This is a genomic window from uncultured Brachybacterium sp. (assembly GCF_947500705.1).
Classification (GTDB): domain Bacteria; phylum Actinomycetota; class Actinomycetes; order Actinomycetales; family Dermabacteraceae; genus Brachybacterium.
The window spans coordinates 49,136-63,560 of the sequence record NZ_CANMSY010000013.1 but is presented as its reverse complement, the minus strand read 5'-3'; the positions used below and the strand labels follow the sequence as shown (position 1 = coordinate 63,560).

Sequence of the window (14,425 nt, the reverse complement as noted above, 5' to 3'; positions counted from 1 at the left end):
AGCTCGCAGCACGTCGCTCAGCTGTGCTTTCTGGACTGTGCTCCTGCCGTTCGCGAGCTCGCAGCACGTCGCTCAGCCGAGATCAGCTGCGCGGACGCGCTCCTGCCGGGCGACGGTGTCGCGGCCCTCGATGATGATGCGGCGCAGCCCGAAGGGTGCCTCCTCGGCATCGGCGAGCCACTGATCGGCAGCATCGAGCACGGCCTCTCCACCATAGGAGTGCGGGAAGTAGCCGCCCACGAGGCGGGTGGCGATCTCATTCGAGCGCTCAGCCCACACCTGATCGATCATGGAGAAGTAGCGCTGTCGGTAGGGGGCCAGCAGCGACTCGTCGACCACCCGGCGGAATCCCTGGATCACCGCGGTGACCGACTCATTGGCCATGGTGTCCTTCTCCACCGTGCGGCGCCAGGCCTTGGCTTTCGAGACCTCCGTGGGCAGTGCCGCCTTCGCGGTGAGCGCATGCTTGCGACCGGACTGGGTGTCATCGGCGGCGAGCTGCTCGTCGATGCCGGCGACGTCGATCCCGCCCAGCACCGCGAGCGAGATCACGAGCTTCCAGCGCAGATCGGTGTCGATCTCGCGCCCCGGCAGGGTGGTGGTCCCGCCGAGCAGCCCCTCGAGGGTATGGCGGTGCTCCTCGGTGCGGGCCAGCTTCGCGAAGCTCTCGACGAACTGCAGCTGGGCATCGGAGCCGGCCTCCGCCGCGAGGGCGAGCTCCCAGACGGCGCTCGCGGCGTCCTCGGTGCGCTGTGCGCGCTGGTCGACGGCGGCATAGGAGCCGGCGACGGTCTCCAGCTGCTGCAGCAGGGTGCGCACCACCGAGGAGGAGTCCTCCCCGGTGAGGTTCGCGAGGAGCAGCTGCTGGTAGCGGCGGCTGGGCAGCTCGCCGTCACGGACCATGTCCCAGGCGGCGGACCACAGCAGGGTCCGGGCCAGGGAGTCGTCGAGGGTGCGCAGGTGCTCCATCGCGACAGCGAGGGACTCCTCGTCCAGGCGCACCTTGGAGTAGGTGAGGTCGCCATCGTTGAGCAGCCACAGATCGGCGCGCTTCCCGACGAGCTCGGGCACCTCGGTGAGCTCGCCGTCCACATCCAGCTCGACCGACTCGGTGCGCGTCAGTGCCCCGTCCTTCAGCGAGAAGCCGCCCACCTGCAGGCGGTGGGGGCGCAGCGTCTGATGCTCCGCCGGCGCGATCTGGGCGATCGCGAAGCGGGTCACGGTGCCCGCGCCGTCACGCTCGATCACGGGGCGCAGCGTGTTCACCCCGGCGCGCTGGAGCCACAGCTGCGCCCAGCTGCTGAGGTCACGACCACTGGTGGCCTCGAGCTCGACCAGCAGATCCGTGAGCTCGGTGTTACCCCAGGCGTGCTTGGCGAAGTAGGCACGCACCCCGGCGAAGAACTCCTCCCGGCCCACATAGGCGACCAGCTGACGCAGCACCGAGGCGCCCTTGGCGTAGGTGATGCCGTCGAAGTTCGTCTCGACCGCTTCGAAGTCGACCATGTCGGCGACCACCGGGTGGGTCGAGGGCAGCTGGTCCTGCTGGTAGGCCCAGCCCTTCTCGGACAGTGCGAAAGTGGTCCAGGAGTCGGTCCAGCTGGTGGCCTCGGCACTCGCGAGCGTGGAGGCGTACTCGGCGAACGACTCGTTCAGCCAGAGGTCATCCCACCAGCGCATGGTGACCAGGTCGCCGAACCACATGTGCGCCAGCTCGTGGAGGATCGTGAGGTCGCGGCGCTCGCGGGTCGCGTCGGAGACCTCGGAGCGGAAGACGTATGCCTCGACGTAGGTGATGGCGCCCGGGTTCTCCATCGCTCCCATGTTGTATTCCGGCACGAAGATCTGGTCGTACTTGCGGAACGGGAAGTCCTGGTCGAAGGCCTCCTCGTAGAAGTCGATGCCGGCCTTGGTCACGTCGATGACGTTCTGGGCATCGACGTGCTCGGCGAGGGAGGCGCGGGCGAAGACGCCCATCGGGATGGTCCGGCCGTCGCGGGTGGTGATCTCCCCGGTGCCGCCCTCGTACTTGCCGGCGATGAGTGCGACGAGGTAGGTGGAGATCCGCTCGGTGGGCTCGAAGGCCCAGGTGGCTGTTCCCTCGCCGGCGGGGGTCGAGGCGGGGGTGGGGGCGTTGGAGATGACGCGCCAGTGCGCAGGGGCGGTGACGGTGAGGGCGAAGGTCGCCTTGAGGTCGGGCTGTTCGAAGCAGGCGAACATGCGGCGGGCGTCGGAGACCTCGAACTGCGAGTACAGATAGACCTCGTCGTCGACCGGGTCGACGAAGCGGTGCAGGCCCTCGCCCGTGTTCATGTAGCGGCCCGTCGCCAGGATGCGCACCGTGTTCTCACCCACCCGCAGCACGGGCAGGCGCACCCGTGCGCCGTCGAAGTGCGAGGCGGGCTCGGAGAGCAGCTCACCGTTGAGCTCGATCTCCTCGACGGACTCTGCGATGAGGTCGACGAACGTCGCCTGGGCGGCGGCGGACGAGAAGCGGATCGTGGTCTCGGTGAGGAACGTCCGCTTATCAGTGGTCAGATCGAGACGGATCTCGTAGGAATCGGTGCTGAGGAACGAGGCGCGGCTGCGGGCCTCGTCGCGAGTGAGGTTCTCGGATGACATGGGCTCCATCCTGCCACCGGCACCCTGGTGAACTGGTGCGAACGGATCTCGAGCAGGTCTCGACTCCTGGGCACCGCAAACACTTCTCCTAAGTACCTCCATAAGCTGTTGTGTGCCACGTTGTTCGCTCGATCCCCAGGAGGACCACCATGTCCGTCACCGATGAGCTGCTCGCCAGCGCCCAGGACTATTCCACCGGCTTCTCCCACGGTGACCTGCCGATGCCTCCGGGGCGGCAGGTCGCGGTCGTCGCCTGCATGGACGCGCGGCTGAACGTCTACGGCCTGCTCGGTCTGTCCGAAGGGGAGGCGCATGTCATCCGCAACGCCGGAGGGGTCATCTCCGAGGACGCGATCCGTTCGCTGGCGATCAGCCAGCGACTGCTCGGCACCCGAGAGATCGTGCTGCTGCATCACAGCGACTGCGGCATGCTGACCTTCACCGACGACGAGTTCAAGGCGCAGATCGAGGCGGACACCGGCATCCGCCCGGCCTGGGCTGCGGAAGCCTTCGGGGACCCGGCGGAGGATATCCGTCAGTCGCTGCGCAGGCTCGCCGTCAACCCCTTCATCCCACACCGGGAGCAGGTGCGGGGCTTCGTCTACTCCGTGACCGATGGGACCCTGTCGGAGGTCACCGACGCGTGAGGTCCAGATCCCAGGTGTAGTGCTCGGGCAGCGTGGGCAGCGGCCACTTCGGGTCCGGGAAGAAGTACTCGTAGCCGGCGGAGAACGGATAGGTCCAGTCGGCGATGTGCTGCTCGGCCCGGTGGCCGGCGGCACGGATCGACGCGATCTCCTCGGCGGTGAAGTAGCCGGTGCGCTCGGCACCCTCGAGCTCATCCTCGTCCTTGTAGTGCCAGTCCCGGCGTGGGAGCACGACGAGGTCGAGCACGAGGTCCCGGGTGCGGATGCCTTCCGCAGTGCGCTCGTAGGGCGTCTCGAGGTTCACGTAGTAGCAGCCCAGCGAGCCGTCGTCCTTGTAGAACAGCCAGATCGAGTAGGGGGAGTCCGGCAGGCCGATCATCAGGATGCCGTTGCCGGTCCACAGCTGTTTGGACTGGACACGAGGGGCGGTGAACATGCCCTCGTCTCCGGCGCGGCGCAGGGCCGCACCGGACTCCAGCACGGGCAGCAGCACCTCGGTGCCGGGCGCGATCCAGACCACAACGCCGCGGTCATCGTCCAGCACGACAGTGCCGGGGCGGACGGTGCGGGTGGGGTGCTGTGGGGTGTAGTAGGTCCAGGTCACCTGGTCGCCAGGCGACCAGCGCGGGGTGGAAGACATGGTGGTGATCCCGGCCGGATCGGCCTCCACGGACGCCCCGTCCCATCCGGCCACCGAGCCGGGGCTGCACTGCCCGTGAAGGGGTAGGCGTATGGATCGACCATACCGCCTCCCTCTTCGCTGGAGGTGCGGCGCGCCGTCAGGAGGGCAGAGGTGCTCCGCGCTGCGAGGCAGGCAGCGGGGCGCCGCGCAGCTGCGAGGCGAGCGGGCAGTCGAACGGGTCCGCGTAGCCCAGGCCCACCTTGTTGAGGTAGCTGATGATGACCTTGTAGGAGGAGATCAGGTTCGTCTCGGTGTAGACGATGCCGCGCTCGGCGCAGAACTCCTTGACGATCGGTCGCACCTTGCGCAGGTTCGCCGAGGGCATCCGCGGGAACAGATGATGCTCGATCTGCAGGTCCAGCCCGCCCATCGCGATGTTCATCAGTCGACCGCCGGTGATGTTGCGGCTGGTGAGCACCTGGCGGCGCAGGAAGTCGACCTCGATGCCCTGCGGGATCAGGGCCATGCCCTTGTGGTTCGGAGCGAAGGAGCCGCCCATGGTGATGCCGAAGACGGCCAGCTGCACGCCGAGGAAGGCGGCACCGAGGCCCGGCCCGAGCACGGAGATCACGATGGCGGGGAAGCCGATGATCCGGATGAGGACCAGGGCCAGTTCGAACGCGCGGTGCTTGACCTTCTTCTGACGCAGCAGCGAGGCGATCGCCTCATAGTGCAGCACGAAGGCGAACAGGCTCAGCAGCGGGACGAAGGCGTAGCCCTGACGTCGCAGGAGCCACCCCATGAACCCGGTGCGGTCCTGCGCATCACCGGGGATGAACACCAGCCAGCCGGGGGCGATGTCGCCATCGCGGCCGATGGTGTTGGGATGCGCGTGGTGCTTGTTGTGCTTGCGGTTCCACCAGGCGATGCTGAGCCCCACCACGAGGTTCCCGATGATCCGGGAGAACCACTCGTTGCGACGGCCGTTGGCGAACACCTGCTGGTGAGCAGCATCGTGACCGAGGAAGGCGGCCTGGGTGAACAGGACGCCGAAGAGGACGGCGACGGCCAGCTGCCACCAGGTGCTGCCGAGGGTCAGCAGGAGGGCGAAGGCGCCGGCGAAGAGGACGGCGAGGACCACGGTCCGGACCATGTAGGAGCGCACGTTCCTCCCCATGAGTCCTGCGGCCTTGACGCGCTCGGAGAGCTCGAAGTAGTCGCGAGTGTGGTCCGCGGCGCGATACGTGGCGGTGCTGGGCTCGACAGTGGTGGTCATGGTCCTGACGCTACGAGGCCCGGAGATGCTGCGCGTCCCCCGGCGGAGCGAACTTCGACCCCCTACCCGGGTAGGGGGTCGGTCAGCGGGATCCGTGCTCGCAGCAGGAAGCCACCCTCGGGCGTCGGCCCGGTCTCCACGGATCCCCCGAGGGCGCCGACGCGCTCCCGGGTGCCGGCCAGGCCCAGCCCAGCGCCGGGGAGCGGATCGTGCAGGACGGCCGACGGTGGGGGTGCGTGGTTGTGGACGCTGATCTCCAGATCCTCATCGTGGCGGACGATCCTGACCTCGATCACGGCCCCCCGGGCATGGCGCAGAGCATTGCTCAGGCCCTCCTGCACGACGCGGTAGGCGGTGAGGCCGGTGGTCGGAGGGACATCGACGGGGTCGAGCTCGGCGCTGATCTCTGCGCCGGCGCTGCGGCTGGCCCCGACCAGCTCCTCGACCTGGGCGAGGCCGGGCATCGAGACCTCCGCGATCGACTCGTCGGTGCGCAGGATCGTCAGCAGCGAACGCATCTCACCGAGCGCCTGGCGGGACGAGGCGGCGATGTCCTCGAACTCCTTGACGGTTTCCGCATCGAGGTGCTGCAGGCGGTACTTCGCGGTGCCCGCCTGCACCGTGATCACGGACATGGAATGTGCGACCACATCGTGCAGCTCGCGAGCGATCCGTCCTCGATCCTCCAGCTCGCGGCGGCGACGCATCTCCTCCGCGCTCACGCTCTGCGCCTGCTCGGCCTGCCCGCGGGCCAGGATCCACTGCCGCGCGGTCAGACCCAGCAGGACCACCCCGCCGCTGATCGCCACCAGCACCACGCCGTTGGTCGTCACCGTGCGCAGCGTCCCGCCCGGCAGCTCTGCCGGATCGGTCACCAGCAGCACCAGCAGGGTGAGGATCGCTCCTGCGGACCATGCGGACAGCGCCCAGAACCAGCGATGGAAGATCGCGAGCACGGCGAGGGTGAGGCAATGGGCCAGCAGCGAGGTCACCGGCCAGGGCCAGGGTGCGGTCCCGTGGCCGGGAGCGGTCACCAGCAGCACCGCGAGCGCGGCCGCTGCGGAGAGTGAGAGGCCCGCCCAGGGCCAGCGAGCACCCAGCAGAGCTGCGGCGCCGGCGGCGACGGAGATCACCATCGCGGGGGCGGGGTGCACCGCATAGACGACGGCGGTGACCGGCCAGCCGACGACCACCAGCACGAAGGCGAGGTAGGCGATCGTCATCCTGCTCCACGCATTCTCGCGCAGGCGGTGATCGGAGGCGGCGAGCGGCGAGATCCTGGATGCTGCAGCAGGCGCGCCTCCGGGGAGGCGAGCACCCGGCGCGGCGCCGCCGAGCAGGGACGCCGTGACCACCGCATCGAGGCGGGCCAGGAGATGCGTGGCGGCAGGCAGGGTCAGGGCCAGGACCAGTCCGGTGACGGCGGCCAGCGCCCACTGACCCGGCAGCTCACGAGTCTCGGACGGCAGCAGCCGGCCCCACGCCCAGTACGTGAGCCCGCCGAGCGATCCCAGGATCCAGAGCAGGGGGAGCATCCCGGTGAGAATGCGCAGCGGCAGGGCGATCAGTCCCTCGAAGCCGAGATCGAGCCAGCGGCGCGGATCGGTGATGCGGCGCAGCGGACCGGTGGGCCCGGCTCCTGAGGGCCGGTACCGCGGGACCGAGACCTCGAGTCCCCAGCGGAGGAGGCGAGCCCGGTCCCAGCGCGCGAAACCGGACGCCAGCGTCAGCGTCAGCGGCAGCAGCACGACCCCGATCCAGAGGATCGCGAGAGTGGCGGAGACAGCGGTGAGCGGGACCAGCACCACCACGGAGAGGATCGTCAGCCCCAGCCCGGGGAGGAGCAGCGCCAGATCGGGGCCCAGCTGGCGCAGGCTGCGGCGGTCAGGGACCAGGAACATGGCACGGACCTGCCGTCGAACGGGGATACGGTGTGCTCATGGAACCCGCTGCGCACCACACTCTCCGGGTGCTGGTCGTCGACGACCAGTCGATGATCCGCGGCGGCTTCGAGGCCCTGCTGAACGCCCAGGACGGGATCGAGGTGGTCGGCACCGCGGACGACGGCTCCGGGATCACGGAGGTGGTCTCTCGCACCCGCCCGGACGTGGTGCTGATGGACATCCGGATGCCGCACGTCGGAGGGCTCGAGGCGACCCGTGAGGTGCTCGGGATGCCGGGGACACCACCGAAGATCATCATGCTGACCACTTTCGATGCGGATGAGTACGTCTTCGCGGCGCTGCGGGCCGGCGCGAGTGGATTCCTGCTCAAGGATTCCACACCCCAGGAGCTGGTCCACGCCGTGCGGGTGGTCGCCGCGGGGGAGTCGCTGCTCGCGCCGCGGGTGACCCGGGCGTTGATCGCAGATTTCGTGGCCCGTCCCGAGCCGCCTGATGGTGCGGATGCAAGCCTGTCGGTGCTCACCGAACGGGAGCTGGACGTGCTGCGACTGGTCGCCCGCGGGATGGCGAACCGCGAGATCGCCGCCGAGCTGGTGATGGCCGAGCAGACTGTCAAGACGCACGTCTCCCGGGTGCTCGGAAAGCTCATGCTGCGCGATCGCACCCAGCTGGTGGTCGCCGCCTACGAGTCGGGACTGGTCCGCCCCGGCGAGTGAGCGGCCCGGACGGGCTCAGCCCAGCGCCGACCACAGCAGGACCCCGGCGCCGACGAGGCACAGCACCGAGATCACCAGCAGCAGCACGCCGGTCCACGTCACCCGGCCGCGACGCGGAGACGGAAGACGCGGAGACGGAAGACGCGGAGACGGAACCGGTGGCGCAGGCGCCGCGGGCTGCCCCGGCGATTGCTGCATCGCGGGCCTCCGCCTGGTCGGATCGTGCACGAAGCGCTCCGTGGTGTTCGCCGACGAGCCCGTCGCACTCCCCGAGCTGCCCGAGGTGCCAGCAGGATGCTGTGGCTGCACGGGCTGCACGGGCTGCACGGGCTGCACGGGCAGCACGGGCAGCACGGGTGGCGCTGGGGGAAGGCCGGCGGAGGACGCCGCCGGTGGCGAGCTCGCGGACTGGGACAGGGCCGTCAGCCGCTCGTGAAGGCCCGGCGCGAGTCCGGCGAGAGTGCCGGGTCCGTCGAGAGGAACTTCTGGCAGAGAGTCCGACGTCTCGATCTGGTCGGTGACGACGAAGAGGGCACCGTTCGCGGTGCGCGACCACGAGGTCGCCGGGGACGACGGCGGGGGGATCCGGTCCCTGGCCTGCGCTGCGTCCGGTCGGGCCGACGGATCGGCGGCCAGCATCTCCTGCAGCAGCCACGCGAGTGGCCGTGCCACCGGGTCCGAACTGGGGGCGAGAACATCGTGCAAGCGTCCGGGAAGCTCAGCAGGCAGCAGCCGCTCCCGGGGCTGCGGCGGCGCGAGGGTCTCGAGAGCGCAGGCCGCGGCGGCCCACACATCCTGGGAGGCCGAGGTGCCCAGTCCCTCGAGAACCTCCGGTGCCATGAAGCCCGGGGTGCCGTGGGCGAAGCCGGTCTCTGTCAGCCGCACGTCCGTGTCGTGCAGGGCGATCCCGAAATCGGCGAGCAGCAGGTGCGGGGAACCATCCCCGGTGGGTTCCAGCAGGAGGTTGGCGGGCTTGACGTCGCGATGAACCCAGTTCGACTCATGCATCGCTGCCAGCGCGTCCAGCAGCTGTCGCAGCAGCTGGGCGACCAGGGTGGGCGACAGCGCGCCGTGCTCCGTGAGGGCTCCGGCCAGCGTGCCGCCGTGCGCCAGCGGCATCACCAGCACGATGGTGTCGTCCTCCGCGACCCAGGTATAGGGAGGGAGGAGGTGAGGGTGCTTCCCCAGGCCCTGGGCGGAGCCGACCGTCTGCTCCCGCACGAAGCGCAGCACATCGGCGCCGTCGCGCTGACGCATCACCTTGGCCGCGCAGACCGCTCCGTAGCGACGGTCGATCGCACGCCACAGGGAGCCCGATGCACCCCGGGCGAGGGGAGCGAGCAGTTCGATACGACCAGCGATGACATCGGACATGATGGACGTCATGGTAGGGCACACCGTCCGCAGCTATCGGCCCGAGGGCACAGGATCTGGCACCCTGTCGTCTGAAGAGTTCCGCCCCGTCCACCGACCTCAGGAGAACGCATGAGCCGTACAGCGCGCGGCCCCGGCAGACAGGATGCCTCCGTCCCTGCCGCCGTGCTGATGCTCGTGGCAGCTCTCGTGCTGTGGGGAGGGCTCCCTGCCGCGCAGGCTGAGCCGACGCAGGATCCGGCAGCAGCGTCGGGCCATGCCTACCAGGCTGTCGGACCGGCGGTCGTCGGCGCGGGCTCCCAGGCCCAGGCGCCGCTGCTGCTGCCCGGGATCCACCTGGACACCTTCGCCCTCGGGGCCCAGAGCGACCGGGACGATGCCGGCACCTCGAAGTACTACCGCATCGCGGTGGGCAATGGGCAGCGGGTGCACGCCGCGGCGACCATCGCCGCTCCGCCGTACGTCGATGGGGTGCCCGGAGGCACTGATGAGCTGGGGCTGGCAGTCACCTTCCTCACCGCGGGCGGTGATGTGTGCGAGGACAGCGGGATCGATGACGTCGGTCAGTGGCAGACGGGCGACGGCCCGATCACCTCGAGCGTCGTCTCCGGTGTGATGAGCTTCGACGGCTGCCCGGGTGAGGAACTCTTCCTGCGGGTCACCCGCACGGGATCGCGGGCGAACGACAGCCCCCTGCCGGTCGAGATCCAGGTCGCGATCGAGCCCGCCGGAGTGGGCGGCGGTTCACCCGCGGTCACCGAGGAGATCGAGGATGACGGTGCCGCCCCGGTGCCGCCCGCACAGGATGAACCATTCACTGCCGGACGCTCCTTCGCGACGGCGCCGGAGGTCGCGCCCGGTTCCTACGTTCTGGAGCTGGTGCCGGGGGAGGTGGGCCTGGTGCGGATCCCGGTGCAGGAGGGACAGCGCCTGCGCTGGCGCGTCGAGGTGACGTCCCAGCCCGAGGGCGCCGGTGAGCTCGCCCTGCGCGTCACCAACGCCGCCCGTGAGCAGGTGACGGCGGGCGGCGGCAGCTGGCGGATGACTCCTGATGACCGGGTGGCAGGCGGGGGTATGACCACCCCGGTCGATCGCGGGAACCGCAGCTCCGAGCTGTCGTCCGTCGCCTCGGCCTGGCTCCCGGGAATGCAGACCGTCCTGCTGCAGCGACTGCAGCGCCCCGCCGATGCGGAACCGGCCGGGGAGGAGCCCGTCACCGTCGTGCTCACGCTCGAGGTGGAGGGGGAGGTGGCCGAGAACGCGCCCGAGGGATCAGTGCTCGAGCTCGGGGAGACCACCCTCGAGCGCGGCCCCCTGGCCTCACTCGGCATCGAGGCCTCGTGGGGCCGACTGGCCATGTTCGCCGGTGCCGGGGTGCTGACGGTGCTGGGCCTGCTGGCGGGTATCGCGGGCGTGCTGGTGCTGCGCCTGCGGAGGCCCTAGCTGCTCCACGCCTCCCAGAGCCGCGCGTAGTCCCCGCCGCGGGCGACCAGCTCGTCATGGGTGCCCTGCTCGACGACGGCGCCGTCGGCCATCACCAGGATGCGATCGGCGATCCGCGCCTGCGAGAGCCGGTGCGCCACGATGACCGTGGTGCGGCCCCGAGCCACCTCGAGCGCGGCCCGCTCGAGCACCCGTGCTCCCGAGGAGCCCTCGTCGGCCGTGGCCTCGTCGAGGATCAGCACCGCGGGATCACGCAGGGCGATCCGGGCCAGGGCGAGCTGCTGTGACTGCTCGGCGGTGAGCCGGGCGCCCTTCTCGCCCACCTGGGTGTCCAGACCCTGGGGGAGCCGGTCCACCCAGGTGAGTGCATCGACCCGGCCCAGCGCCTCCCGCAGTTCCTGATCGGTGGCCTCAGCGGCCGCGAGCTTCAGGTCCTCCCGCAGGGTCCCGCGGAACACGTGGACGTCCTGGTTGACGATCGAGGCGTGCGACCTCATCGCCTCGAGGTCGGCGCGCACGAGGTCCGCGCCGCCGTGGAGCACCCGGCCGTGGCGCGGCTCGAGGGTGCCGGCGAGGATCGCGGCCAGGGTGGACTTGCCGGCACCGGAGGCGCCCACCAGCGAGATCGTCTCCCCGGAGGCGATGTCCAGGTCGAGCGGCTGCAGGATGATCCGTTCGACGCCCTCCTGGTCGGAGGTGTAGGCGTGGGAGACCTGCTCGAGCCGGATCGAGGCGTCGGCGGGGCGTTCGGTGCCGGGGGAGGCGGCGGGATCGATCGAGGTGATCACCCCGACCATCCGGGACAGGCTCGCGAGCGCCGACTGCACCTCATCGAGATTGAAGATCACCGACATCATCGGCCAGAACAGGGTGACCAGGTAGATCGCGGCGGCGGTGACCAGACCCACCGGTGCCCCACCGACCTGCACCATCACGAAGCCCAACAGGAGCACCATCGCCAGCGCCAGGTTCTCCGGCACGTTCAGGCCCATCACCAGGCGGCCCACCAGGTACATCACGCGCATGTTCAGGACCGAGGCGGTCTCCGAGAGCACCGCCACGTGGCGGGTCTCGCGCCGTTCGATGCCGTAGGCATGGACGGTGGGGATCCCGTGGATCGCCGAGAGCAGACCCTGGGCGCGGGCCCCCATCGCGATCCGCTCCCGCCGATAGATCGGGGCGGTGCGGCGCAGGTACCAGGTCGCGGCGAGCACATACATCGGCACGATGATGACGACCATCAGCAGCAGCCAGGGAGACAGGGTCGCCATCCCCACCAGCGTGATGAGGACCAGGAAGCCGAGCTGGATAAGGTTCGGCACCAGGTTGTTGACCGCGCGCGCGGCGACATCGACGTCATCGGCCACCCGCGAGAGGGCGTCCCCGATGCCGGTGCGCTCCATGGTCTGCGCGGGCAGGTCCAGCGCCCGATCGATGACGTCCTCGCGCATCCCGGCCAGGATCCGCTGGCCGAGCGCCGAGACCATCGCCCAGCCGAGCGCCATGAGCACCGCCTGGAGGATGCCGACGCCCAGGATCTGGCCGCCCAGCAGCCACACCTGGTCCTTCGGGCCGCCATGGACCACCACATCCACGGCCGCGCCGATCAGCCGCGGCAGCATCGCCGCGGCGACTGCACCGCCGACGGTGATCAGCAGGGTGGCCAGCGCCGAGCCCCAATGCTCCCGCAGCCGGGCCGCGATGAACCGCACGGAGGTGCGGGCGTCGGCGATCGGCAGCAGCTGAGCATGTTCGGCGAGCTGCCGGCGTGCGGTGGCGTCGTCCCCCAGCACCTCATCCAGCGGGCGCTTCCAGTCGATGTCGCTCATCGCCGCACCACCTCCGCGTAGGCCTCGATCCCCATCAGGTCTGTGTGCGCGCCCTCAGCGGCGACCGCTCCGTCCTGCATGAACACGACCCTGTCCGCCTCCCGCAGGAGTGCCGGGGCGCGAGTGACCAGCAGGGTGGCCCGGTCCGTGCGGCGGCGAGCGGCGACCAGCGCCTCGGCGATGTTCTGCTCGGTGACCGCGTCGACCGCGGTGGTGGGATCGTGGAGCACCAGGACCGGAGCATCTGCCGCCACCGCCCGGGCCAGGGCGATACGCTGGCGCTGGCCACCGGAGAGGTTCGAACCGCGATCCAGGATGCGGGTGTCATAGCCCTCGGGCAGGATCCGCAGCAGGTCCTCGGCTCCAGCGGCGTGGAGGGCATCGTCCGCCCACGAGCTGTTGCCGGCGTCCGTGGTGCCGAGGGGTGCACGGGTGGCCAGCTGCTCGCGCAGGGTGCCGTCGAAGAGGTCCACCACGTGCGGTTCGACCAGCAGCACCGAACGCAGCCTGAGTCGATCGGCGGGGGTGATCGGGGTGGTCCCCACCCGGGCTCCCGCATCGACGTGGCCGCTGACCGCGTCGATGGCGGCGTCCGCATCACGAACGTCCGCGCAGGCCAAGGCCACGACTTCGCCGTCGGCCACCGCGAGCTGCGGCAGCTGCAGGCCCCCCGCGGCGCCGAGCCGGCCGGTCACAGCGCCGAGCCGGCCGGTCACGGCGCCGAGCCGGCCGGTCACGGCGCTGAGCCGGCCGGTCACAGCGTCGAGCCGGCCGGCAGCCGAGCCGGAAGCGGCACCTGCACCTGCACCTGCGCCGGCGGCGTCGCCGCGGTCGTCGCGCTGGACGGTGAGCACCTCCAGGCCCAGCTCCGGGTCATCGACCGAGCGACCCAGGTCCGTGTACAGATCGCGCACCCGTCGCGCCGAGGTGGACATGCTCGCCCACCACACCGGTGCCCCGGAGAGCCCCTGGAGCATTCCCATCACGTAGCGGGCCACGCCCACCACCGCGATCAGCACGCCGAGGGAGAGGGCGCCGTCGAGGGTGCGCAGCGCGGCGAGCACCACCACGGCGGCGAGCATGGTGCCGGTGACCAGGGTGGTCAGTCCGGAGGAGATCCCTGAGTAGCGGGCATTGACCAGTGCCGCCTGCAGAGCGATCTGGGAGCGTCGGCGGTAGGTGGCGCGGGCTCGGCTCTGCACGCCCAGCCCCTGCAGCACTCGCAGCCCGTGGACCAGGTCCGTGGCGGTCGCGGCGGCCTCCGCCGCCTCGGACTGCTGATCGTCGTAGCGGGCAGACAGGGTCGGGGTGATCACCCGGATCACCACCACCATCACGACGATCCCGCACAGCATCGCGAGGCCCAGCCAGAGATCCGACACCGCGAGATAGACCGAGGCGGCGAGCACCGCGATCGTGGAGGGAACCACCCACGGCAGCATGTCCAGCAGATCAGAGGCTTTGTCGGCGTCCGACGTGGCGATCGAGAGCACCTCTCCGGCGGGCCGCTGCACCGCCAGCGAACGAGGGTCGAGCACGGCTCCGGTCAATCCCACCCGCAGGCGATGGCGCTCGAACATGCAGGCCTTCTGCGACTGTAGGAAGGTCCAGACCCACAGCAGCACTCCGAGGATCCGCATGACGATCAGCCCCACCGCGCCGAGCACCGTCAGCCGCAGGTCTCCGGCCAGGATGCCGTGGTCGATGACCAGGCCCAGCACGATCGGCATCAGCAGCTCGATGCCCTCGGAGAGCGTCGCCAGCGGTAGCACCACCGCCAGCATCCGGCGGTGGTTGCGAACGATCGAGCGCATCACCCCGGGAGCGGAGGCACGGGGCAGAGCGGGAGCCGCGGCAGCGGCGGGGGGACGGGAATCGAGCACTCCCCGATCAAACCTGTCCGCCCAGCGCAGTGCAATGTTTTTTGGCGTCGAGGGGTGTCGTCCCGGTCACCTCCCGGGGCTTCTTCCCGGACGCCACTGCGGTCACCAC

General features: G+C 70.2%; 10 protein-coding genes. 3 read left to right on the top strand and 7 right to left on the bottom strand.

Annotated features, from left to right (window positions below):
• Positions 1-72: 72 nt before the first annotated feature.
• A complete protein-coding gene (gene pepN, locus Q0937_RS16815) occupies positions 73-2,622 on the bottom strand; it encodes an aminopeptidase N (protein ID WP_299306007.1) in 2,550 nt (849 codons plus the stop codon).
• Positions 2,623-2,771: 149 nt separating this feature from the next.
• Between pepN and Q0937_RS16810 the strand changes: the two genes are divergently transcribed.
• Entirely contained in the window at positions 2,772-3,269 is a 498-nt protein-coding gene (locus Q0937_RS16810; protein ID WP_299306005.1) for a carbonic anhydrase, read from the top strand.
• Here Q0937_RS16810 and Q0937_RS16805 read toward each other — a convergent pair.
• From Q0937_RS16805 to Q0937_RS16795, 3 genes are all read right to left on the bottom strand, one after another.
• Positions 3,256-3,909: a DUF402 domain-containing protein gene (locus Q0937_RS16805; RefSeq protein ID WP_299306003.1), complete on the bottom strand. Its 654-nt coding sequence runs from the start codon at positions 3,907-3,909 to the stop codon at positions 3,256-3,258. The genes Q0937_RS16810 and Q0937_RS16805 overlap by 14 nt on opposite strands.
• Positions 3,910-4,048: 139 nt before the next feature.
• Positions 4,049-5,167, bottom strand: a complete 1,119-nt coding sequence (locus tag Q0937_RS16800) for an acyl-CoA desaturase (RefSeq protein WP_299306001.1) — start codon at positions 5,165-5,167, stop codon at positions 4,049-4,051.
• Positions 5,168-5,229: 62 nt separating this feature from the next.
• On the bottom strand, positions 5,230-7,068 hold the full coding sequence (locus Q0937_RS16795) for a sensor histidine kinase (RefSeq protein ID WP_299305999.1): 1,839 nt from the start codon (positions 7,066-7,068) through the stop codon (positions 5,230-5,232).
• A 38-nt stretch (positions 7,069-7,106) separates the two neighbouring features.
• Here Q0937_RS16795 and Q0937_RS16790 point away from each other — a divergent pair, with 38 nt between their 5' ends.
• Positions 7,107-7,787: a response regulator transcription factor gene (locus tag Q0937_RS16790; RefSeq protein ID WP_299305998.1), complete on the top strand. Its 681-nt coding sequence runs from the start codon at positions 7,107-7,109 to the stop codon at positions 7,785-7,787.
• A 15-nt stretch (positions 7,788-7,802) separates the two neighbouring features.
• Here Q0937_RS16790 and Q0937_RS16785 read toward each other — a convergent pair whose 3' ends face one another.
• A complete protein-coding gene (locus Q0937_RS16785) occupies positions 7,803-9,161 on the bottom strand; it encodes a serine/threonine-protein kinase (protein WP_299305996.1) in 1,359 nt (452 codons plus the stop codon).
• Positions 9,162-9,272: 111 nt separating this feature from the next.
• On the opposite strand from Q0937_RS16785, the gene Q0937_RS16780 reads away from it, so the two are divergent.
• Positions 9,273-10,604 (top strand): hypothetical protein, encoded by a 1,332-nt coding sequence (locus tag Q0937_RS16780; protein WP_299305994.1) that lies wholly within the window; start codon positions 9,273-9,275, stop codon positions 10,602-10,604.
• Here Q0937_RS16780 and Q0937_RS16775 read toward each other — a convergent pair.
• Entirely contained in the window at positions 10,601-12,433 is a 1,833-nt protein-coding gene (locus Q0937_RS16775; protein ID WP_299305992.1) for an ABC transporter ATP-binding protein, read from the bottom strand. The genes Q0937_RS16780 and Q0937_RS16775 overlap by 4 nt on opposite strands.
• Positions 12,430-14,316, bottom strand: a complete 1,887-nt coding sequence (locus Q0937_RS16770) for an ABC transporter ATP-binding protein (RefSeq protein ID WP_299305990.1) — start codon at positions 14,314-14,316, stop codon at positions 12,430-12,432. The genes Q0937_RS16775 and Q0937_RS16770 overlap by 4 nt, the downstream gene beginning before the upstream one ends.
• Positions 14,317-14,425 lie beyond the last annotated feature (109 nt).

Coding starts and splice junctions, on each gene's coding strand:
- pepN (WP_299306007.1), bottom strand. CDS start 2,622: ATGTCATCCGAGAACCTCACTCGCGACGAGGCCCGCAGCCGCGCCTCG.
- Q0937_RS16810 (WP_299306005.1), top strand. CDS start 2,772: ATGTCCGTCACCGATGAGCTGCTCGCCAGCGCCCAGGACTATTCCACC.
- Q0937_RS16805 (WP_299306003.1), bottom strand. CDS start 3,909: ATGTCTTCCACCCCGCGCTGGTCGCCTGGCGACCAGGTGACCTGGACC.
- Q0937_RS16800 (WP_299306001.1), bottom strand. CDS start 5,167: ATGACCACCACTGTCGAGCCCAGCACCGCCACGTATCGCGCCGCGGAC.
- Q0937_RS16795 (WP_299305999.1), bottom strand. CDS start 7,068: ATGTTCCTGGTCCCTGACCGCCGCAGCCTGCGCCAGCTGGGCCCCGAT.
- Q0937_RS16790 (WP_299305998.1), top strand. CDS start 7,107: ATGGAACCCGCTGCGCACCACACTCTCCGGGTGCTGGTCGTCGACGAC.
- Q0937_RS16785 (WP_299305996.1), bottom strand. CDS start 9,161: ATGTCCGATGTCATCGCTGGTCGTATCGAACTGCTCGCTCCCCTCGCC.
- Q0937_RS16780 (WP_299305994.1), top strand. CDS start 9,273: ATGAGCCGTACAGCGCGCGGCCCCGGCAGACAGGATGCCTCCGTCCCT.
- Q0937_RS16775 (WP_299305992.1), bottom strand. CDS start 12,433: ATGAGCGACATCGACTGGAAGCGCCCGCTGGATGAGGTGCTGGGGGAC.